Origin of the sequence: Paraburkholderia caledonica NBRC 102488 (assembly GCF_000685095.1) — a bacterium.
Lineage (GTDB): Bacteria > Pseudomonadota > Gammaproteobacteria > Burkholderiales > Burkholderiaceae > Paraburkholderia > Paraburkholderia caledonica.
Genome location: NZ_BAYE01000001.1, coordinates 580,874 through 602,779, shown reverse-complemented (window position 1 = coordinate 602,779; position 21,906 = coordinate 580,874). Strand labels below are relative to the sequence as shown.

Here is a 21,906-nt window from a genome sequence, read left to right as displayed (position 1 = left end):
AAGCCGGCGGATGCCGGCATTTGCCAGTTTACGCAGAAACGACTGTCGTCACGATCTGCGCACCAGCATGCAGAGATTTTGTATCCGGCGCAACTCGGAGTCGTAACCTTCGAGCATATGGCTAAGCGGCCTTCTGCGGCGGCATCGTGACGATCGATCTCAAGCGGCGAGTTTCTGCTGAGCCGGTCGATCATCTTGCACCGGTTCGCCGTTCTTGAAGGCAACGCCCTCGAGCAACAGCTTGATCTTTTCCGGGCCGTTGATACGGCGCCAGGTTTTCTCAGCTTCCTCGATCAGCTCTGACAGCTCAGTTCGCGTCGAGCGTACCCGCAAGATGATCGGGCAACAGAACGGGCCGGTCTTGCTGGTGGGACATTCGTATGGAGGCGCCGTCATCACACAGGCAGGAAATCACCCGGACGTCGTTGGCCTTGCGTATATCGCGGCGTTTGCGCCGGACGAGGGAGAGAGCCCCGGTGGCATTACGCAGCAGCACGTTCCCGAGGCTGCGCCGCATCTCGAACCTGACAGCGATGGCTATCTATGGCTTAAAGCTGGGAAGTTCCATGAGAGCTTTTGCCAGGACCTTACTTCCGACGAGGGGCTTGTAATGGCCGTGACGCAAAAAGCACCGCTCGGCGGAACGTTCGGAGACCGAATTAGTTGGCCTGCGTGGGCCAACAAACCCTCCTGGTACCAGATCTCGAGTGAAGACAGAATGATCCACCCCGACAACCAGAGGATGATGTCCACCCGGATGAATGCAAGAAAGGTGGTCACGCTACCCGCAAGTCATGCGTCGCTTGCTTCGCGACCGGTGGGGGTCGCCGCATTGATTCATGAGGCGGCCACCGAACTGGCGAGGTGATGGCAGCGTCGCGCAGTCAGCGTTTCCAGCGAACGTTCGCGTTCATGCGCGAGAAGTTCTTTCAAATGCGGGCTCATGATGCGCGCCACTTCCTGCATGACCGGAACTACGACGCTATTGCCGAACTGGCGATATGCCTGCGTATCGCTCACGGGAATCACGAAGTCGTCGGGAAAGCCCATCAAACGTGCGCATTCGCGCGGCGTCAAACGGCGGGGCCGTTCCCCGTTGCCTTGGGCGAGAAGAATCTCCGAGCCGTCCTTGTGATAACGCGCGGACAGCGTGCGTGTGACGCTGCCCGGCGTGACGAGGCCGAAGCCGAAGCCATTTCCGGCCGCGCGATGTTTCTCCGCGTAAGCCTGCAGGTAGGCCCACAGATTCGGTGTCAGCGTGTACTTCGGCTGCACCTTGCGGCGGACGTGGTCGAAGAAACGCTCTCCGTCGTGCGGCAACACCGGCTCGGTGCCGTCCGTCTTGTGCAGAATCGACGCGAGACGCGGCCCCGTTGCCGGCACGCGCAGATCGTCGAAAGAAAACCCGGTTGGCTCGCGAAAACCTACGATGACGATCCGCTCGCGATGCTGCGGCGTGAAGTGTTGCCCGTCTATGACTTTGTAGTGGACGTCATATTTCAGCTCGTCGCGCAATACGTCGAGAATCGTTCTGAACGTGTTGCCTTTATCGTGCGAGAGCAGGTTCTTGACGTTTTCCAGCACGAACGCGGCCGGGCGTTTAGCATCGATAATGCGCGCGACATCGTAGAACAGCGTGCCTTGCGTCGTGCACTCGAAACCGTGCGGACGGCCGAGCGAATTCTTCTTGCTAACGCCCGCGATGCTGAAAGGTTGGCAAGGAAAGCCGGCCAGTAGCAGGTCATGCGACGGGACCGAATCTTCCGCGTAGGACACGATGTCGCCGACGAACTGGTGTGCGTGGCTGGCGTCCTGATGGTTCTGCTGGTAGGTCTTCTTGGAGAACTCGTTCCATTCGCTCGTGAACACGCACTGACCGCCGTGCGCCTCGAAGCCGCGACGAATTCCGCCGATTCCTGCAAAAAGATCGATGAACTGGAAATCCGCCCAGCTTTCCGGGTGCGTCCTGCGCGCGCTCGTATGCAGCATTTCACGCAGAGCCGCTTCGGCGATGCGGGGACAGCTTTGGTCCGTTTTCCAGCGGCGAATGGTTCTGACGTCTTTTCCGCAGCGTGCCGCGATTTCAGCCTGACTGTAGACCTGCAACGCTTGTAGGAGCAGGTCGTGCCTCGTGGCCATTGTCATGTCGCTTGTTCTCGCTGGGAATTTTGGCGGACATTTTGACCGTTCGATCACCGCCTGTCCAGGAATTTTGGGGCGCGATATGCCACGCCGGAGCCTTGAGCGGCGAAATGTGCTTGTCACAGTTGGATGTGTACGCTTGCAGCGTGACGCGAGGTCCCTGCGTTGCGACGTGTTAAGGCCGCGGCATAGTTCGCGGCCTTTTTTTATATCGAGACCAATACGTCGCGCCTGCTCTCCGCTTCGCTCCGCTTCGCTCCGCACCAGCGGAACTAGGAAGCAACAAAAGCGGGCGACCGCCGCGCTAGGCGAGATGTCCGGCGCCGGTTTCGTGCGTAGGTGGAAATAGCGCAGCGGTGGCGGGCGCGAGTTCGTCCCATGCCGGAGGCGGCGGCTCAGCCTCGAACTGGTCGAGCTGCAACAGAAGACACTCCACCGCGCACAGCTGCGGGTGCGTCAGGCTGCCCGTGTCGAGCAACTTGTAAAGACGCTCGCGCCAGTAGGTCGGGGGCAGAATAGGGCCAGCCAGGTCGCCTTGCAACGACAACCGCATCGCGCGGGCGATATGAGTAATGTCGCCGTCGATCAAACCGGTTTTCGACGATGCCGACAGGGTGATGGGTTTGCGGTCCATGGCTCCTCCATGGCACCTATTACGGCACGCTGGAGAGAAACTTTAGCCTTTTGATGAAAATATTTCCGGGCGGGCTTGATACAAGCCCGCCCCGCGGCGCCGGTCTTGCCGAAGCGTTCAGCGACGGCCCTCAGGCATGGCCGTTGCTCGATCAGGTTACTGGCGCAATCTCGCGTCGGCATTCAAATGAGTGGAGCCGAACATGAACAAGGACCAGGTAAAAGGTGTGGGCGAACAGGTTAAGGGAAAGATCAACGAAGCCGTGGGTAAGGCGACGGATAATCCCGCCAAGGAACTGAAGGGCGATCTCCAGCAGGGCGCGGGCAAGGTGCAGAAGAGCTACGGCGACGCAAAGGAAGACGCGAAGGACCAAGCGAAGCGCAACACCCCGTAATCTGGCTTGATGTAGTCGCAAGGAAAAGGCGCTTCGGCGCCTTTTTCTCATTGGCGGCGTCATTTGAAGTCTCTGGCAGGAGGCGCGTCTGGTTCCCGTCAGCTTGTCCGGTTTCGGCTGCATCGGCGGCCGGGCCTGGGAGTAACCCGGCTTTGGCGCTCCGAACGTGCGCTGCGGGCTGTCGGGCCTTTAGACTGGCTGCATCCAACATGGGGGCCGCGACAATGACACCGGAAAAAGTGCTTTCGATGTTTGAACGGCAGTATCTGGAGGGCAAAGCGCCCGTCGATCTGGACGAGACTTGCGCCAGCTTTGCAGCCTGGCTCGCGTCGATGTGGGAGCAACTCGACGTCGAACGCAGGGCTTTGCTATTGACGGTGGGTGCCGCGCTGTGGCGCGAAGGCTATGACCTGAGCGCAGGCGGCGCGACGAAGGACTTGTGGTGAGCGCAACCTGAATCGCGGACATGCCGGCGTCCCGCACCCGTTGCGCCGACTCGGTTTATATTTGGCGCTCCGCATTGGCACAGCCGAGGCCGGTCGCCGAGTCGGTCTCTGCCGCCCAATGCCATTTTCCGCCATTCCGCACAGGGTTTACACCATCACATGACAGATCTGTCCGCTTTCCCGATCACGAAGAAATGGCCTGCTGAGCATCCGGATCGCCTTCAGCTTTATTCGTTGCCTACGCCGAACGGCGTCAAAGTGTCGATCATGCTTGAAGAAACCGGCTTGCCTTACGAGCCGCATCTGGTGCGCTTCGACACGAACGATCAGATGACGCCGGAATTTCTGTCGCTCAATCCCAACAACAAGATTCCCGCGATCATCGATCCCAACGGACCCGACGGCAAACCGCTGCCGCTCTTCGAGTCCGGCGCGATCCTGATTTATCTCGCGGACAAAACCGGCCAGCTGATTCCAAAGGACGCCGCCGGCCGCTACGAGGCGATCCAGTGGGTCATGTTTCAGATGGGCGGCATCGGCCCGATGTTCGGCCAGCTTGGCTTCTTCCATAAATTCGCAGGCAAGGAATACGAAGACAAGCGTCCGCGCGATCGCTACGTCGCCGAATCGAAAAGGCTCCTCGGCGTGCTGGAGCAGCGTCTCGAAGGGCGCGAGTGGATTCTCGGCGATCAGTATTCGATCGCGGACATCGCGACGTTCCCGTGGGTGCGCAATCTGATCGGTTTTTATGAAGCGGGCGAGCTCGTCGGCATCGATGATTTTCCGAATGTGAGGCGCGTCCTGGCCGCGTTTGTCGCGCGTCCGGCGGTCGTTCGGGGACTGGATAGTCCGAAGCGGGCGTAGGCGTTCGTTGGTGCGACGGCGGTCCGCGCCGGACCGCGCGTCGTTTTGATAACGTATAGCGGAACGAATGGCAGAACGCATGGCAGACCGTATGGGCGGCATACGGCAGTTCAGGTCCATTCAGGCATTGCGCGCGTTGGCCGCGTTGGGCGTGGTCGCATTTCATGCAGAAGGGAACGTCGCCACATACGGCTGGGCGACGCATTTCTTTCACCTTTCACCAGATTTCGCGTTTTGGTGAAATCGGCGTCGATGTCTTTTTCGCCATTTCCGGCTTCGTCATGGTGCTGGTCACTCATGGAAAGCCGCCCGGCGTGACATCCGCAAAGGCATTCATCGTTGCCCGCATTACCCGCGTTGTTCCTCTTTATTGGGCGCTCACGTCGCTTTTCATTGTCTTGCTTCTCTTCGTGCCAAGCGCGTTCGGAAATGCGTCGCTCAATGTCGGGCATGCGGTGGCCTCCTATCTGTTTTTTCCGTGGCTGAACTGGATCCACGTGACGGCGCCGGTAGTCGGCCTCGGGTGGACGCTCAACTATGAGATGTGGTTTTACGGCGTGTTCGCCGTTGCGATGTGTTTAACGCGTTATCGGCTACTGGCTGTCGCGGCGTTCCTGGCGGTTATGTCCGCGCTGCATTTCGTCCATGCAGGCGGAGTCGCATTTTCGTTTTATACAAACCCGATCGTGATGGAGTTTGTATTTGGCACTCTCGTCGGCTGGGTTTATGCGACGGGATGCGGGGTGCCGATAGCAGTGGCGGCAGCGATCGTCGTGTCGATCTTCGCCGCCGCCAAAGTGTTCGCGCCGGCCCTTACCGACTCGAACCGCTTTCTGGTCTTTGGATTGCCGGCGTTCGCCGTAGTTGTGGCCGGGTTGTCGATGGAGAACAAGGTGCGCTGGAACGCGTTGCTGGAACTCGTTGGCGACTCTTCTTATTCGCTGTATTTGACGCACGTTTTTTCGGTGCCGGTCTGCGTCAAGCTGCTGCAGATATTCGACCGGCAGCACCGTATGCCCGGAGATTTGGTCTGTGTAGTCGTGGTGCTTGCGTCGGTCACCGTCGGGCTCGCTTCGTACCAATGGCTCGAAGGACCAATGAACAGAATGGGCAAGCGCCTGACTATGAGGACTCGTGCGACGGCAGAGCCTGTGCGCAACTGAGGCGTGGCGTTGGGCGGCGCGAGGGATGTGAAACGCCGCGAGAGGCTGTGAGGCGGGTTGGTCCCCCTGGCAGGAATCGAACCTGCATCTAGCGCTTAGGAGGCACTTGTTCTATCCATTGAACTACAGGGAGCGGATAACTTTACGGGGCGGACCGGGCCCCTGATCTTTTCTCGCTGCGCTCACATTCGGCGGCAGCCGCTCACATGTCTAGCTTTGCAAGCGAGGGCAAGAGTATAGCAAAAACGTTGGAAACGAATGCCGCCTTCAGAGCCCGCCGATACACGGTCCGCGCCTCGCCGACGCGTCGCTATCGCCGACGTTTCGCGTGACAACCGCACAGGCGAAGAACAGTATCAGGCCCGACTCGCGCCACGAGCCCGCCCCAAGAAACCAAGCGGCCCAGCAGGCAAGACCTGCTGGGCCGCGCGAACTACCGACGCCTCATCTCAACGTCCGGCCGGTTAAGGCTGGCTCGATACCGCCAAGCCGCTCAGCCTTAAAACTCGACCACCGCGAATTCCGCTTTGCCGACGTCGCACAGCGGGCAACGCCAGTCCTCCGGGATCGCGGCGAAGCGGGTGCCCGCGGCGATGCCTTCTTCGGGCAGACCTTCTTCCTCGTTGTAGATCCAGCCGCAAATCAGACACACCCAGCTTTTATATTCTGTCACTTCCGTTACTTCGCTCACGACGCACTCATCCCTCTTCAATGCAATGATCCGCCCAGTCTGCCCCTTTTTTGGGCACGGCGGCGACCCGCAATATTACCGGAATTCGTCCGATGCCCGAGTTGCCGACGTTCCGCGCGGGCTGGCGCGAGGGCGTGTCACGTATAGCGTGTATCCTCGGACTCGCAGCGGCTCGGCGTTTCCACGCGGTTTATGTTTCCAACCAGGAGAGAAGCCATGTTCAGAAGCAAATGGTTGAGCGGCGCGGCACTGGCCGCGTTGCTGGCGGCGTCGGGTGCAGCGCAGGCTGCAAGCGTGTCGTTCGTGCAGCCGACGGACGGCGCGAGCGTCAGCAATCCGGTCCACGTGGTGTTCCGCGTCGAGGGCATGAAGATCGCGCCGGCCGGCACAATGACGGACGGCACGGGCCATCATCATCTGCTGGTGGACGGCAAGCCGCTTCCAAAAGGCGAGGTGATTCCTGCCAACGACAAATCGCTGCACTTCGGCAAAGGGCAGACCGAAACGGATCTGACACTGCCGCCGGGCGATCACACGCTAACGCTGCAATTCGGCGACGGCGCGCATCGTTCGTATGGCCCCGAACTCAGCAAGACGATCACGGTGCATGTGAAGTGATGGGTGCGCCCCTGCGAAGGGGCAATGGCGGGCATCCGCGGCCCGGTGATTCGTCCTATGTCTTCAGGCTTACAGGCACCAGCCCGCGCGCCCGGTACAATGAGCAGTTCCGACTCATCGCTGTCTTCTCCAATTCTCCATGTCGCTTTACACCATTACCGGAGCCCAACTGGCATTCGGTCACGTCGCGTTGCTCGATCACGCGGACTTCTCTCTCGAATCGGGCGAGCGCGTCGGGCTGATCGGCCGCAATGGCGCGGGCAAGTCGTCGCTGCTGAAAATCGTCGCCGAACTCGCCAAGCCCGACGACGGTCTCGTCACGCGCCAGCAGAATCTGACCACGGTGTACGTGCCTCAGGAGCCGGAGTTCGATACGGACGACACGGTGTTCGACGCCGTCGCCGCCGGCCTCACGCACGCCCGCGCGCTGCTCGACGAATACGACGCGGTCGCCAACCAGCTTGCGGATGAACCGGAAGGCGCGCAGCACGACGCGCTGATGGCACGCATGAACACGCTGCAATCGTCGCTGGACGCGGCGGACGCTTGGAACTGGAGCACGCGCGTCGCCACCACGCTGCAGCAGATCGGCCTGAATGGCGAGGCGCGCGTCGGTTCGCTGTCGGGCGGCATGCAAAAGCGCGTGGCGCTCGCCCGTGCGCTTGTCGTGCAGCCTGACGTACTGCTGCTCGACGAGCCGACCAACCACCTGGATTTCGACGGCATCCGCTGGCTCGAAGATCTGCTCGTGTCGCAGCGGGCGGCGCTCCTCTTCATCACGCACGACCGGGCGTTTCTCGACCGCGTCGCCACGCGCATCGTCGAACTGGATCGCGGGCGTCTGCTCTCGTATCCGGGCAATTTCTCGGCTTATCAAACGCGCAAGGCGCAGCAACTGGAAATCGAACGCGTTGAAAACCAGAAGGCCGACAAGCTCCTCGCGCAGGAAGAGGTGTGGATTCGCAAGGGTGTCGAGGCGCGCCGCACGCGCAGCGTCGGCCGGATTGCACGGCTTGTCGAGATGCGAAACCAGCGCGCCGAACGCCGCAACGTGCAAGGCAACGTCAAGCTCGACGTGGGCCAGGGCGAGAAGTCGGGCAAGATCGTCGCCGAACTGACGGACGTCACGAAGCGCTACGGCTCGCGCACCGTGATCGACAGTTTCACGGCGACCGTCATGCGCGGCGACAAGATCGGCTTCGTCGGTCCGAACGGCGCGGGCAAGACCACGCTGCTGAAGATCATCCTCGGCGAATTGCAGCCGGACGAAGGCACGGTGCGCGTCGGCACTAATCTGCAAGTAGCTTATTTCGACCAGATGCGCGCGCAGCTGGATCTGGACAAAAGTCTTGCTGATACGATCAGCCCCGGCAGCGAGTGGGTGGAAGTCAACGGCCAGAAAAAGCACGTCATGAGCTACCTGGGCGACTTCCTGTTCGCACCGGAGCGCGCCCGTTCGCCGGTCAAGTCGTTGTCGGGCGGCGAGCGTAACCGTTTGCTGCTGGCGCGGCTTTTCGCGCGGCCGGCCAACGTGCTGGTGCTCGACGAACCCACCAACGACCTCGACATTCCCACGCTCGAACTGCTGGAAGAGCTGCTCACCGACTACGACGGCACGGTGCTGCTCGTCAGCCACGATCGCGCGTTTCTCGATAACGTCGCGACGTCGGTGATCGCGTCGGAAGGCGGGGGCAAGTGGCGCGAATACGTGGGCGGCTTCACGGACTGGCAGATCCAGAGCCAGCGCTCGCAGCAGATGGCGCAGGAGGCGCAGAAAGAGGCGAGCAAGGAAGCGGCCAAAGACAGCGCGAAAGACAGCGCGGCTTCCAAGGACAGTCCCGCTGGCCGCAACGCCCAACGCGCGGCCAAGTTGTCGTTCAAGGAACAGCGCGAGCTGGAGGGGTTGCCGGAGAAAATCGCCGCTCTCGAAGCGGAGCAGAAAGCCATCGGTGCTCAGCTTGAAGACGGCGCGATATTTGCGAAAGACGCGCAGGAGGGCAAGCGCCTTTCCGAACGCTACGCCGCGATCGACGAAGAACTGCTGCTAGCGCTCGAGCGCTGGGACGAACTGGAAAAGCGTCGCAAATAAAGCGGCGAGCGCTGACGTGCCGCGTCGTCGGCGCTTTTGCTTGTGCATGGGCCACGCCTTGTCCGGAAGGCCGATCGCTTGAGCCGTGAATTGCCGCCAGGTTTGAAATCAGTAAAATACCCCGCGAACAGGCTTCCCCGGCGTTCGCACTGGCGGCAACGATGCGCGGCAATAGTGCCGTGCGTCGGGCCGTTATGCTGCGTGTCGATAAGATCCCGCGCACAAAACCGCGTGGCCGTCACGTGGAATGTGCGCGGAAGCCATGCGGCAAAACAGTTTGCCCGCGCTGCGGGCACCCCACCTAACCACGTTGTTTCGTTTCGCTTTTTTTGAAAACTCAACGCATTGTCCACGGACCTGTCCACAGGACCTGTGGACAACGATGAACCGACGCACCCGAGTCAACCATGTCCACGAAAAAGCCAAACGCCGCGTATAGCGAAGCGTCGATCAAGGTGTTGAAGGGTCTCGAGCCGGTCAAGCAACGGCCCGGCATGTATACCCGCACCGAGAATCCGCTGCACATCATTCAGGAAGTTATAGACAACGCGTCGGACGAAGCCCTCGGCGGCCACGGCCGGCAAATCACGGTCACGTTGCACGCGGACCATTCGGTGTCTGTCGAAGACGACGGCCGCGGCATTCCGTTCGGACTGCATCCGGAGGAAGGCGTGCCGGTCGTGGAAATCGTGTTCACGCGACTGCACGCGGGCGGCAAGTTCGATAAAGCCGCCGGCGGCGCCTACACGTTTTCGGGCGGCTTGCACGGCGTCGGCGTGTCGGTCACCAACGCGCTGTCCACGCGTCTAGACGTCACCGTGTGGCGCGACGGCAAGGTCGCCGCGTTGAGCTTTGCGCACGGCGACGTGGCGAAGCCGCTCGAAGTGCGCGCCGCAGCGAAGGGCGAAAAGAAGTCCGGCACGCGCGTTACCGCGTGGGCGGACCCGAAGTACTTCGACTCGCCCAATCTGCCGCTCGGCGAATTGCAACGGCTGCTGCGCTCGAAGGCAGTGTTGTTGCCGGGCGTCGAAGTCACGCTTATCAACGAGAAAACCGGCGAACAGCAAAGCTGGAAATACGAAGACGGTTTGCGCGGCTATCTGCTCGAAGGCATGAACGGCAGTGACCTGCTCATTCCGCTGTTCGAAGGCGAGCGTTACGCCGAAAACTCGCGATCGAGCGAAGAAACGTTCGCCGAAGGCGAGGGTGCCGCGTGGGTCGTCGCATGGAGCGAGGAAGGGTCGCTCACGCGCGAGTCGTACGTCAACCTCATCCCGACGCCCGCCGGCGGCACGCACGAATCGGGCTTGCGCGACGGCTTGTATCAGGCGGTGAAGAGTTTTGTCGAGTTGCACAACCTGCAGCCGAAGGGCGTGAAGCTTCTTGCTGAAGACGTATTTGCGCGCGTGTCGTTCGTGCTGTCGGCAAAGGTGCTCGATCCGCAATTCCAAGGGCAGATCAAGGAGCGTCTGAATAGCCGCGACGCGGTGAAGCTCGTGTCATCGTTTGCGCGCCCGGCGCTCGAATTGTGGCTGAACCAGCATGTGGAGCACGGCAAGAAGCTTGCGGACCTCGTGATCAAGCAGGCGCAGGCGCGCACGCGAGCAGGGCAGAAGGTCGAGAAGCGCAAGAGCTCCGGCGTGGCTGTGCTGCCAGGCAAGCTGACCGACTGCGAGTCGACGGAAATCGGCCGCAATGAGTTGTTTCTCGTCGAGGGCGATTCGGCCGGCGGCTCCGCGAAAATGGGCCGCGATAAGGAATATCAGGCGATCCTGCCGCTGCGCGGCAAGGTGCTGAACACCTGGGAAACCGAGCGCGACCGTCTCTTTGCGAATAACGAAGTGCACGACATTTCGGTGGCGATCGGCGTCGATCCCCATAGTCCGGACGACAAAGTCGATCTGTCGAACCTGCGCTACGGAAAGATCTGCATTCTGTCGGACGCGGACGTGGACGGCTCGCACATTCAGGTGTTGCTGCTCACGCTGTTCTTCAAACATTTCCCGCAGTTGATCGAACGCGGTCATGTGTGCGTCGCGCGCCCGCCGCTTTTTCGAGTGGACGCGCCCGCCCGCGGCAAAAAACCGGCGCAAAAGCTCTATGCGCTCGACGAAGGCGAACTCGAAGCGATTCTCGACAAGCTGCGTAAAGACGGCGTGCGCGACACGCAATGGTCGATCAGCCGCTTCAAAGGCCTTGGCGAAATGAGCGCCGAGCAACTGTGGGACACGACGATGAACCCGGACACACGGCGACTCACGCCGGTCGCGCTCGGCGAGCTCGACTACGACGCCACGGTCGCGCGCATGACCATGCTGATGGGCAAGGGCGAAGCGGCATCGCGGCGCAGCTGGCTGGAAGAAAAGGGCAATGAAGTGGAAGCGGATATCTGAGCGGTTTTACAGCGCTCGCATGTCACACGGAAGCACGAAACTTCACGCCAAACACGATACGGAATCTAGATGGACGACGATAACACTCTCGACCTGTTCACCGAGCCACCGCCGCCGGAAGGCGATTTTCTGACGCTCGGCAATTACGCGGAACGTGCGTACCTCGACTACGCGGTCAGCGTGGTCAAGGGCCGCGCGCTGCCGGATGTGTGCGACGGCCAGAAGCCAGTGCAACGCCGCATTCTGTTCGCAATGAACGACATGGGTCTGTCCGACAACGCGAAGCCGGTCAAGTCGGCGCGCGTGGTTGGCGACGTGCTCGGTAAATACCATCCGCACGGCGACCAGTCGGCCTATGACGCGCTGGTGCGTCTCGCGCAAGACTTTTCGATGCGCTATCCGCTGATCGACGGCCAGGGCAACTTTGGTTCTCGCGATGGTGACGGCGCGGCGGCCATGCGCTACACCGAAGCGCGTCTGACGCCGATTGCCAAGCTGCTGCTCGATGAAATCGATCAGGGCACGGTCGACTTCATGAAGAACTACGACGGTGAGTTCGACGAGCCGAGGCTCTTGCCCGCGCGTCTGCCGTTCGTCCTGCTCAATGGCGCCTCGGGCATCGCCGTGGGCCTCGCCACCGAAATCCCGTCGCACAACCTGCGAGAAGTCGCGGGCGCCGCGGTCGCAATGATCCGCAACCCGAAGATTGCGCATGCCGAATTGATGCAGCACATTCCGGGCCCTGATTTCCCCGGCGGCGGCCAGATCATTTCGAGCGAAGCGGAAATTTCGGCGGCCTACGAGACCGGCCGCGGCAGCCTGAAGGTTCGAGCACGCTGGAAGATCGAAGAACTCGCACGCGGCCAGTGGCAACTGGTCATCACCGAATTGCCGCCGAACACGGCCGCGCAAAAGGTCCTCGAAGAAATCGAGGAACAGACCAATCCGAAGATCAAGCTTGGCAAGAAGGCGCTAACGCCCGAACAGTTGCAAGGCAAGCAGACCATGCTGGCCTTACTCGACGCGGTGCGCGACGAGTCCGGTAAGGACGCACCCGTGCGCCTCGTGTTCGAGCCAAAGTCGAGCCGCATCGATCAGACGGAGTTCGTCACCACGCTGCTCGCGCATACGAGTCTCGAATCGAATGCGTCGCTGAATCTCGTGATGGTCGGCGGCGACGGCCGGCCGCGTCAGAAGGGCTTGAGCGAAATCCTGCACGAGTGGATCGCGTTCCGCTTCGCGACGGTCACGCGCCGCACGCGTCACCGTTTGACGAAGGTAGACGACCGGATCCACATCCTCGAAGGCCGGATGATCGTCTTTTTGAATATCGACGAAGTCATCCGCATCATTCGCGAATCCGACGAACCGAAGGTCGCGTTGATGGCCGCGTTCGGCCTGTCCGATCGCCAGGCCGAGGACATCCTGGAAATCCGGCTGCGTCAGTTGGCTCGTCTTGAGAAGATCAAGATCGAGAAAGAGCTTGCCGAACTGCGCGACGAGAAAGCGAAGCTCGAAGAATTGCTCGGCAGCGAATCGGCGATGAAGCGCCTGCTCATCAAGGAAATTGAAGGCGACGCGAAGCAGTACGGCGACGAGCGCCGCACGCTGATCCAGCAGGAAAAGCGCGCGACGTACGAAGCGCGCGTGGTCGATGAACCTGTCACGGTCGTGGTCTCGCAAAAGGGCTGGGTGCGTGCGCTGAAGGGGCACGGGCTGGACACGGCAGGCTTCACGTTCAAGGCCGGCGACGGTCTCTACGCCGCGTTCCAGTGCCGCACGCCCGATACGCTCGTCGCGTGGGGCAGCAACGGTCGCGTCTATTCGGTCGCGGTGGCGTCGCTGCCGGGCGGCCGTGGCGACGGCGTGCCGGTGACGTCGCTGATCGAACTCGAATCGGGTAGCCACCTGATGCATTACTACGCGGCTTCGGCTGACCAGGCATTGTTGCTCGCGTCGAGCAACGGCTTTGGCTTCATCGCCAAGGTCGGCGACATGGTGAGCCGCCTGAAGGCAGGCAAGTCGTTCATGACGATCGACGCCGGCGCTGTGCCGCTCGCGCCCATGCCGATGCTGCCGGACGCGACGCAGGTCGCGTGTCTGTCGTCGAGCGGGCGCCTGCTGGTATTCGGTCTCGACGAAATGAAGACGCTCTCCGGCGGCGGTCGCGGCGTCACGCTAATGGCGCTCGACGACAAGGAAACGCTGGTTCAGGCGCTCGCGATCAACGCGGCGGGGGTGATGCTGATCGGCGCGCGTCGCGGCGGACGTCTGGACGAAGAAAAGCTGAGCGGCGCCGCTTTGGCGTCGCATGTCGGCAAGCGGGCGCGTAAAGGGCGCACGCCCGAAACCAAGCTGAAGCTCGAAGGTATGCGCCCTGTGCTGGCTGCTTGACGAAGATTGACGTTCCAATACGGCCGGCGTCTGCTAGCATGCGAGGCGCTGGCCGTGCGCAGTGAAGTGTGCCGCAGTGGCTCGCGGTAACCACGCAGTTACCATGCCGTAACTGCGGGGCACGTTGCAGAAAATTCGGGGGCGGCGTTACGGTGTCGAAGTGCGGTACTCCGTCGAGATACAGGCGCGCTGCAATAACAACAAGAAAAACGACGAGAAAGCCTTGGGCCTGCTGGAACTGCACGCATGGCGTGCGGTCGAATGCGCTCAATAGCCGCTGCTCATATCATTCGTCATAAGCGGTGTGGCGTCGTCGGAGAGGAATACAACATGAACAAGGCTATCGAACTCGCGCTGTTTCTACACCTGCTCGCAGTCGCGATATGGATCGGCGGGATGGTCTTCGCGCATTTCTGCTTACGCCCGGCAATTGCCGATCTTTCGCCGCAATTGCGTTTGCCGTTGTGGGAGTCGGTGTTTGGCCGCTTCTTCAATTGGGTTGCTGCTTCGGTGCTGGTCATTTTGCTGACGGGCGGCTTCCTGCTAATGCAATTCGGCGGTGGCCACGCCACGTGGCCGTTGCATGCAATGGCCGGCCTTGGCATCGTCATGATGCTGATCTTCGGACATATCCGCTTCGCGGTGTTTCCGCGCATTCGCCGCGCGGTGCAGGCGCAGAAGTGGCCTGACGGCGCACAGGCGGTCGGCACGATCCGGCGTCTGGTGCTGATCAATATCGTGCTTGGCGTGGTGACCGTCGGGTTCGCCGTGCTGTCGCGCGGGTTTTGACAGACGCTTGCCGGCTCGTTGAATGGTCGCTGCACGGTCGCTGCACGGTCGCTACAGAGCGCCGGAGAATCTCTGAGCGCTCCGCTAAAGCAATGCGCCGTAAGCGAGCCAGAGTCCGCATACGACCGCGACGGTGCCGTACACCACGTACACGGGCACCTTCAGCTTCGCGAAACACATCGCCGAGAATAGCGCGGTAATCAGATAGACCGGTTGCCACGGCACGCGTCCGGCGATACGCAGCACGGCCACCGCAAGGAAGGCCGTGGTGACCGCGCGCAGAATCCGCATGCCGTGCTCGAATTGCTGGTTCATCTTCAATTGATGCAGGTGCTGCTGCGCCAGCACCACGAGGCATCCGGACGGCACGAACAACGCGAACGTGGCGATCAACGCGCCAGCCCACCCGTCGACGAGATAGCCGAAGAACGGCACGACGTTCAGAAGCGGCCCCGGCGATAGCGGCGACAGTGAAAACGCCAGCGTGAAGTCGTTGTCCGATATGCCGATCGACGGCGTGACAAACAATGTCTTGAGCACCGGCAATGCGGAGAACCCACCGCCGAACAGCGTCATGCCCGCGCCCGCGAGCCGCGGCCATAGCAGCGCGAGATCGTAGCGATGCGGCAACGGTACCGCGAACAGCAGCACGAACACGCACAGCATCGTGAGGATCTGCCAGTCGACGCGCGCGAAGGACACGGCAAACCGCGTGTCGCGCACGGGGCTGACCACCCAGCCCGCACCGAACGCCGCGCTTAGCATCAGCACATAAGCTGCAGGGCTGTGCGCATAGAAAAGCGCGATACAGCCGACGACCGCCGCGGTCCATTCGAGCTTGCCGCGCACGAGCGCGCGTGTCTGTTTGTACCAGGTGATGCCGATCAACGTAGCGAGTACGACGCTGAAGTGATTGAGCAGGGTCTGCGACGCGGCGGCGCGCACGATCGGCGTGCGATAGAAGATCGCGAAGAGCGTCATCAACATGAAAAAGGGCAGCACGCTGGCAATGCCCGCGACCCATGCGCCGGCGCGTCCGCGCAGCGCGTGTCCGAGTTGCACGGCGACATTGCAGCCCACCGGGCCCGGCACCATCCACGCAAGCGCGATCAGATCGGAGAACGCGACCCGCGAGAGCCGTCCTTCACGTTCGACGTAGTGATTCTCGAGCTGAGCCATCAGCGCGAGGCCGCCCCATGACAATGCCGACAGGCCGAACACGACCCGAAACAGCGTCCATAGCGGTTCCCGTTCCCCTCGTCTTGCCGCATCGTGGCTTGTTATGGTCTGCATGGCGCCACGGCGCCCGCTGAGCGGGCGTCCGTCCTGTGGATCGTCTGAGTGTTGCGCGGGGCCGACTGGTCCGGCGGCACGCGCGAGATTGCAATACAGCGAGAATGTAGCCCGTTTTGTGTGACTGCGGTATGGGCGGGCTTCCTCGATTGCAGCATCGAAGTCAAAGCCTTGCAAGCGACGCCTTGGGCGCGACTGCCTAGCCGTTCGTGCTGGTGCTGGCGTTCATGTTCGTTTCCTGAACGGGGTGCCGGCCCGTCATGCCGCACACGCCGAACCGTTCGAGCAGTGCCGGAATCGCGTCGACAGGAACCGGGCGCGAAAACAGAAAACCCTGCGCCTCGATATGACCGAGCGCGGCGAGCCACGCAATCTGCTCTTCCGTTTCCGTTCCTTCGACAACCACCGTCAGCCCGAGCGAGCGCGCCAGATTGACGATCGCGGTGACCATCACGCAAACGCTGCGATCGCCCGGAATGGCCTGAACGAACGACCGGTCTACCTTCAGCGTATCCACGGAAAAACGGTTCAGATACGACAGCGACGAATAGCCAGTGCCGAAGTCGTCGAGTGCAATTCGCACACCGAGGCGCTTGAGCGCAAAGATTTTTTCGGAGACGAGTTCCGGATATTCCATCATCGCCGTTTCCGTGATTTCCAGTTCCAGGCGGCGTGCGGAAATGCCGCTTTCCTCGATCGCGTGCGACACCGTTTCGTACAGATCGCCGCGCCAGAACTGCACGGCCGAAATGTTCACGGCGAGCGACAGCGTGTCGTAGCCTTGCTGCTGCCACACGGCCAGTTGCCGGCACGCCGTCTCGATCACGAAGTCGCCGATCGGCACGATAAGGCCGGTGGACTCCGCGACCGGAATGAATTCGTTGGCCGGAATCAGCCCGTGCTGCGGATGGTTCCAGCGCACCAGCGCCTCGAAGCCGGTGATGCAGCGGCGCGTGAGGTCGATCTTCGGCTGGTAGGCGAGAAACAGTTGCCCTTCGGCAAGCGCGACACGCAACTGCTGTTCCCACTTCATCAGATGGTCGGCGCGATGCGACAGCTGCGGCGAATAGAACTGGTAGCAGTTCTTGCCCGCATCTTTCGCGCTGTACATCGCGAGGTCGGCTTTTTTCAGCAGGTCGATCTCGCTTTCGTTGGCAACCGAATAAAGCGCGATGCCGATGCTCGCATGCAGCACGAACGAGCTGCCGCGCACTTCGAACGGTTTCGCAAAGGCTTCCGCCGCCGCTTCGGCGAGCGCGACCGCGCGCTTCTCGACGTCCTCGCCCTTGATGACGACGACGAACTCGTCGCCGCCGATACGGCTCAACGTGCCGTCGTCCGCAACCGCGGTGGACAGCCGCGAGGCCGTCATTTGCAACACGATGTCGCCGGCGTTGTGACCGAGCGTGTCGTTGACCGTCTTGAAGTTATCGAGGTCGATGAACAGAATCGCGAGGCGGCCCAGGTTGGCCGGTTGCGCGACTTCGTGGCGCAGCGTCCGCAAGGTTGCATAGCGATTGCGCAAGCCGGTGAGCAGGTCGTATTCGACCAGATGCGTCATTTCGCGCTCGCGGCCGAGCAGCTTGCCGATCAGGCCGGTTGCCACGGCGAAGAAGCTCAGCATGGCGAGCGAGATGAACCCCGCCATCAGCAGATAGACGTTGCGCGTATGGTTGTAGTCGGCGAATTCCTCGGCTTGCGACAGACCGACCAGCACGCCGAGCGGATAACCGTCGATATGCCGGTACGACACGATGCGCGTGACGTTGTCGATCGAATCGACATAGGTGCCCGAGACGTGTTCTGACGTCGGATAGGAGCCGCTGGCCGAGAACGAGCCGTTCGCATTCACGGCGCTGCCGGTGCGGCGCGCTAGCACCCTGCCGTTGTCGGAGATGACCGCGATCACGCCTTCGCGGCCGATCGCCGCGTTGTTGTAGAAGTCGCTCGTGAAATAGCTCGGGTCTTCGGATACCACTACGACACCCGCAAACGTGCCGTCCGGATGATTCAGGCGCCGCGTCATCTGCAAGGTCCAGTGGCCCGACACGCGGCCGAGCACCGGCTTGCTGATATACAACTGGTCGTCGTTTTCGTGTTCGTGGACTTTGAAGTGTTCGCGGTCCGATAGATCGATGCGCTTGGGATTGAGCTCGGCCGTATTGGCGATCAGCTGCCCGCGTTCATCGATCAGCGATACCTGCACGAGCGTCTCGCTTTGCACGACGCCTCTTTCAACTGTGCTGGCAAGATCGAAACGTCCCGGTGTCTTCTCGAACTCGTATTTGACGAACCGCGTGATCTGATCGACCTGGTGAATCGCCTTGATCGTATGCTGTTCGAGCGCTGCCGAGAGAATCGCGGCAGACGCCATGGCCTCGCGGTAAGTGGCTTCTTTTTCGACCGAAAGACGCGCGAAGATCACGGTCCAAAGAAGCACCAGCACCAGTACGCCGAGCGCGGGAATCGCGAACAGCGCACGCCGTCTGGACGCAGCGGGATCGCGGCGGCTTTTGGCTTCGCGCTGATCGGAGAAGCGGGTTTTGCTCATCAGGCGGCCCGTACCCGACTGGGTGCCGGTTGCGAATGCGCGAGGGTCGTCGGCGCTGTTTTCATGGATGGCTGCATGGTGACCAAGTTGCCAGAACTACTGCGCAAGAAGGGGCGTGGCCTGGCGCCTGATCGTTCGCACTTTGTCGGGTACGTTTCGATATTACTTAATGCCACTGGATTAAGGAAGGGTCCCGGCATCGGGTATACGCGGGCGCAGTCCGCGGCTGTCTCGAGGCTGTTTTGCGGTCCGCCCGGGTTGCGGTTTTCCGCCTGGTTCCGTGGCGTGCTCCATAGTCCACCGGTCTGCGACTCGGAGCATGAGCGGGATCGAACGGCGGTGGAACTGGTATTCGGATGCTGCATCGAGGTTCGGCGTTCCGGCATGGCGGCTGTCACGTGCGAGGTCTTTTCGGGCGGTCTTTATGCAAATTGCATCGGCTCAGCACAGCGAGCGGGGTTTTGTGGCTAATCGTGGTTAAGCGTGGCGAATGAGGCAAGTTGCGCGCGTCTGCTTCTACACTGCCTTGCAGGAGACTTTCTATTGCTCCATTCAATGCGGCGAGATGTAAGCAAACGATCGGCCGGTCACGGCATCCGGAACGTACCGTCGACGACGGTCACCGACGAGCCGCCGATCCACGTCTTGCTGTTCCTGTCGTCGTAGCGCACGAAGACCTGGCCAGCGCGTCCGAGGGCGGTGCCCTGGCGCGCGGTGTAGCTCGCGCCCGGTCGTAGGTTTTGCGCACTCAACAAACCGGCAAGCGCCGCATTCGCGCTGCCGGTAACAGGGTCTTCGCCGACGCCGAACGCGCCGCCCGTCATCAGGCAGCGCACTTCGAACGTGGCAGGACCGCCGGCCTCGTGCGGACCATAAACGGCGAGACCGTGCGTGCCGACCGATTGCACGATGCGCGCGAGCGCTGCGGCGTCGGGTTCGAGCGCGAGACAATCGCGCGCCGAATTCACGCGCACGACGAGCCACGGCGCGCCATTGTCGACGGCGCTCGGCGTGGCGCCGAAGTCTATCGCGTCGCTACGCAAAGCCGTAGAAAGTGCGGCGTATTGGTGTTCCGGCAGCGGCGCAATTCGTGCGGGCGGTGCGGCGAAGGCCCACGCGCCGTGCATGTCGCCGGAGTCATCATGAAGGGACTGCAATTCGACGAGGCCCACGCCGCACTGCTGAACGAGCTTGCCCGGCTGCTTCGGCTGATAGCCGCTTTCGAGCAGCGCATGCGCGGTGCCGAGCGTCGGATGACCGGCGAAGGGCAATTCGCCCTGAGTCGTGAAAATGCGCACGCGATAGTCGGCGGCCGGGTCCGTCGGCTTCAACAGGAAGGTAGTTTCGGACAGATTGGTCCAGTGCGCGATCGCCTGCATCTGTTCGGCGCTGAGCGTGTCGGCGTCGAATATGACAGCAAGCGGATTGCCTTTGAACGGCACCGACGTGAACACGTCGACCTGTTTGAAACGAACTGTGTTAGCGGGCATCGGGGGCGGTCCGGCGATTCCTGCGGTTGATAGGGTTCGCGGATTCTATCTGCTGCTGCGGGAACGGGCTACCTCGCCACAAATGCAAAACGCGCCGCGGGTGATCGACACCTGGCGACGCGTTGATTGCGACAGGCCGGACGAGCCGGCCTTAAATCGCGATGCGTTACTCGACTTCCGCGATCATTTCAATTTCGACGCATGCGCCGAGCGGAATCTGCGCGACGCCGAATGCCGAGCGTGCGTGCTTGCCGCGCTCGCCGAACACGTCGGCGACGAGTTCCGAAGCACCGTTCGTAACCAGGTGCTGCTCGGTGAATTCGTGCGTGGAATTGACGAGACTCATCAACTTGACGATGCGCGTGACGCGGTTGAGGTCGCCCAAATGCGCGTGCAGTGTGGCAAGCAGGTCGATGGCGATGGATCGCGCCGCGGCCTTGCCGTCTTCGGTGCTGAGCTCGGCGCCGAGCTTGCCCGCCCACACCTTGCCGTCCTTCTTCGCGATGTGGCCGGACAGGTACACCGTATTGCCGCTTTGCGCGCTCATCACATAGGCGGCCGCCGGCGCGCCGGCGTTCGGCAATTCGATGCCCAGTTCCTTCAGCTTGTCATAAACGTTAGTTTGAGCCATGTTGTGTCCTCGGTCGGTAATGAGAGGTGGTTGCGGCGAACGGGCCGGCTAGTTTCAGAGCCTGGCGCGGATCAGCGTCGCGAGACGCGACACGCCTTCGTCGATCTTCGCCGGCGGCACCGTGACGAACGACAGGCGCAATGTGTTGTGCTGCGCTTCGTTCGCGAAGAACGGACCGCCCGGCACGAACGCGACATTTTGTGCGACCGCTTCCTCGAGCAGCTTCATGCTGTCGATTTGCGCAGGCAGGCTCACCCAGATGAACATGCCGCCTTCCGGACGGTTCCACTGCACGCCTTCGGGCATGTAACGCTCGAGCGCGGCGAGCATTGCCGCGCACTGGTCGCGGTAAAGCTCGCGAATGGTCGGCACATGCGTGTCGAGAAAGCCGTCCTTGATCACTTCATGGACGATGCGCTGGGTAAAGCTCGGCGTATGCAGGTCGGTGGCCTGCTTGGCCTGCACGAGTTTGAAGATCAACTCTTCGGGCGCGATGATGTAGCCGACCCGCAGACCCGGCGCGAGCACCTTGGAGAAAGAACCCAGGTGGACGATATGGTCGGGCGCCATCGACAGCATGGTCGGCAGCGGTTCGCCCGCATAATCCAGCGCGCCGTAGGGGTCGTCTTCGATTACCGGGAACGGCGCGGTTTTCGCGAATTCGGCGAGCGCGCGGCGACGCTCGACCGGCAGGCGGCGGCCAGTCGGATTCTGGAAATTCGGTTGTGCGTACAACAGGCGGGCGCCGGCGGTGAGTTCGGGCGTGAGTCCTTCGGGAATCAGCCCTTGTTCGTCAGTCGGCACCTGGATGTAGCGCGGCTCGTACATGGAGAACGATTGCAGCGCGCCGAGGTATGTCGGCGTTTCGACGAGTACGGGGCTTTGCGGACAGACCAGCACCTTGCCGAGCAGATCGAGCGCCTGCTGGGAGCCGGTGGTGATGAGTACCTGACTCGGGCGGATCTGCGCGCCGTTCACCGAGTAGCGCTTCGCGACCCACTCGCGCAGCGGCGCATAACCTTCCGTTGCGCTGTACTGGAGCGCCGCGGCGGGCGAGTCGCGCAAAATGCGGTCGGACGCTTCGCGCATGCGTTCGGCCGGGAAGGTGGCCGGCGAGGGCAGGCCGCCCGCGAACGAAATGACTTCGGGCCGTTCCGTGACCTTCAGGATCTCGCGGATCGCCGAGCTGGTGAGCTTGCGTGCGCGTTCGGACAATTGCCACGTGGGGGCTTTCAAGTCGCTTTGGTCCATGGTCTCCTCTGCTGGTATGTCTGGAACCTGTCAAAACCTCGATTATCGCGCGAGTCGGCGACCCGCGCGCGCT

The 21,906-nt window shown here is 61.8% G+C and carries 18 protein-coding genes, 1 tRNA gene and 1 pseudogene; 10 read left to right on the top strand and 10 right to left on the bottom strand.

Translation table 11 applies throughout. The features are described 5' to 3' along the window. Window positions 1-159 precede the first annotated feature (159 nt). A pseudogene (locus BCA01S_RS37815) lies at window positions 160-300 on the bottom strand (IS256 family transposase); the annotation flags it as partial. Between BCA01S_RS37815 and BCA01S_RS34370 the strand changes: the two are divergent. Then, complete coding sequence (locus BCA01S_RS34370; protein ID WP_425175846.1) at window positions 260-868, top strand: alpha/beta hydrolase; 609 nt, start codon at window positions 260-262, stop codon at window positions 866-868. The pseudogene BCA01S_RS37815 and the gene BCA01S_RS34370 sit on opposite strands and share 41 nt — an antisense overlap. Here the strand turns inward: BCA01S_RS34370 and dcm are convergent. Together dcm and BCA01S_RS02765 are read right to left on the bottom strand one after the other, a co-directional pair. Further along, a complete protein-coding gene (dcm, locus tag BCA01S_RS34365; protein ID WP_042317804.1) occupies window positions 838-2,145 on the bottom strand; it encodes a DNA (cytosine-5-)-methyltransferase in 1,308 nt (435 codons plus the stop codon). The two genes, BCA01S_RS34370 and dcm, sit on opposite strands and share 31 nt — an antisense overlap. Window positions 2,146-2,446: 301 nt before the next feature. Then, window positions 2,447-2,776, bottom strand: coding sequence for a hypothetical protein (locus tag BCA01S_RS02765; protein ID WP_027775607.1), 330 nt, complete (start codon window positions 2,774-2,776; stop codon window positions 2,447-2,449). Between the two features lie 202 nt (window positions 2,777-2,978). Between BCA01S_RS02765 and BCA01S_RS02760 the strand changes: the two genes are divergently transcribed. The 4 genes from BCA01S_RS02760 to BCA01S_RS34360 all read left to right on the top strand — a co-directional run bounded on the left by BCA01S_RS02760 (window position 2,979) and on the right by BCA01S_RS34360 (window position 5,643). Further along, window positions 2,979-3,170, top strand: a complete 192-nt coding sequence (locus BCA01S_RS02760) for a CsbD family protein (RefSeq protein ID WP_020065286.1) — start codon at window positions 2,979-2,981, stop codon at window positions 3,168-3,170. A gap of 224 nt (window positions 3,171-3,394) precedes the next feature. Beyond that, window positions 3,395-3,616 (top strand): hypothetical protein, encoded by a 222-nt coding sequence (locus BCA01S_RS02755; protein WP_027775606.1) that lies wholly within the window; start codon window positions 3,395-3,397, stop codon window positions 3,614-3,616. Between the two features lie 159 nt (window positions 3,617-3,775). Next, entirely contained in the window at window positions 3,776-4,480 is a 705-nt protein-coding gene (locus BCA01S_RS02750) for a glutathione binding-like protein (protein ID WP_027775605.1), read from the top strand. A 164-nt stretch (window positions 4,481-4,644) separates the two neighbouring features. Next, window positions 4,645-5,643: an acyltransferase family protein gene (locus BCA01S_RS34360; RefSeq protein WP_084166729.1), complete on the top strand. Its 999-nt coding sequence runs from the start codon at window positions 4,645-4,647 to the stop codon at window positions 5,641-5,643. 58 nt (window positions 5,644-5,701) lie between these two features. Here the strand turns inward: BCA01S_RS34360 and BCA01S_RS02740 are convergent. Beyond that, window positions 5,702-5,776, bottom strand: a tRNA-Arg gene (locus BCA01S_RS02740). A gap of 366 nt (window positions 5,777-6,142) precedes the next feature. Continuing rightward, entirely contained in the window at window positions 6,143-6,334 is a 192-nt protein-coding gene (locus BCA01S_RS02735; protein WP_027775604.1) for a rubredoxin, read from the bottom strand. 216 nt (window positions 6,335-6,550) lie between these two features. On the opposite strand from BCA01S_RS02735, the gene BCA01S_RS02730 reads away from it, so the two are divergent. The 5 genes from BCA01S_RS02730 (at window position 6,551) to BCA01S_RS02705 (ending at window position 14,617) form a co-directional block, all read left to right on the top strand. Beyond that, window positions 6,551-6,952 carry a DUF4399 domain-containing protein gene (locus BCA01S_RS02730; protein WP_027775603.1) on the top strand — a complete coding sequence of 134 codons (402 nt, stop codon included), beginning with the start codon at window positions 6,551-6,553 and terminating at the stop codon, window positions 6,950-6,952. Between the two features lie 139 nt (window positions 6,953-7,091). Continuing rightward, window positions 7,092-9,041, top strand: coding sequence for an ATP-binding cassette domain-containing protein (locus BCA01S_RS02725; RefSeq protein WP_027775602.1), 1,950 nt, complete (start codon window positions 7,092-7,094; stop codon window positions 9,039-9,041). Between the two features lie 407 nt (window positions 9,042-9,448). Then, window positions 9,449-11,434: a DNA topoisomerase IV subunit B gene (locus BCA01S_RS02720; RefSeq protein ID WP_020065293.1), complete on the top strand. Its 1,986-nt coding sequence runs from the start codon at window positions 9,449-9,451 to the stop codon at window positions 11,432-11,434. Window positions 11,435-11,503: 69 nt separating this feature from the next. Further along, window positions 11,504-13,828, top strand: a complete 2,325-nt coding sequence (gene parC / locus BCA01S_RS02715; protein ID WP_027775601.1) for a DNA topoisomerase IV subunit A — start codon at window positions 11,504-11,506, stop codon at window positions 13,826-13,828. A 330-nt stretch (window positions 13,829-14,158) separates the two neighbouring features. Beyond that, window positions 14,159-14,617, top strand: coding sequence for a CopD family protein (locus BCA01S_RS02705; RefSeq protein WP_020065296.1), 459 nt, complete (start codon window positions 14,159-14,161; stop codon window positions 14,615-14,617). A gap of 84 nt (window positions 14,618-14,701) precedes the next feature. Here the strand turns inward: BCA01S_RS02705 and BCA01S_RS02700 are convergent, their stop codons facing one another. The 5 genes from BCA01S_RS02700 to BCA01S_RS02680 form a co-directional block, all read right to left on the bottom strand. Continuing rightward, window positions 14,702-15,910, bottom strand: coding sequence for a chromate transporter (locus BCA01S_RS02700; RefSeq protein ID WP_027775600.1), 1,209 nt, complete (start codon window positions 15,908-15,910; stop codon window positions 14,702-14,704). A 199-nt stretch (window positions 15,911-16,109) separates the two neighbouring features. Further along, window positions 16,110-18,461, bottom strand: coding sequence for a bifunctional diguanylate cyclase/phosphodiesterase (locus BCA01S_RS02695; protein ID WP_027775599.1), 2,352 nt, complete (start codon window positions 18,459-18,461; stop codon window positions 16,110-16,112). A 587-nt stretch (window positions 18,462-19,048) separates the two neighbouring features. Further along, entirely contained in the window at window positions 19,049-19,951 is a 903-nt protein-coding gene (locus BCA01S_RS02690; RefSeq protein WP_027775598.1) for a PhzF family phenazine biosynthesis protein, read from the bottom strand. A gap of 166 nt (window positions 19,952-20,117) precedes the next feature. Further along, window positions 20,118-20,582 (bottom strand): RidA family protein, encoded by a 465-nt coding sequence (locus BCA01S_RS02685; RefSeq protein WP_027775597.1) that lies wholly within the window; start codon window positions 20,580-20,582, stop codon window positions 20,118-20,120. A gap of 54 nt (window positions 20,583-20,636) precedes the next feature. Beyond that, the gene (locus BCA01S_RS02680; protein ID WP_027775596.1) at window positions 20,637-21,833 is read right to left on the bottom strand and encodes an aminotransferase-like domain-containing protein; all 1,197 of its coding nucleotides are present in this window, start codon (window positions 21,831-21,833) and stop codon (window positions 20,637-20,639) included. Between the last annotated feature and the right edge of the window lie 73 nt (window positions 21,834-21,906).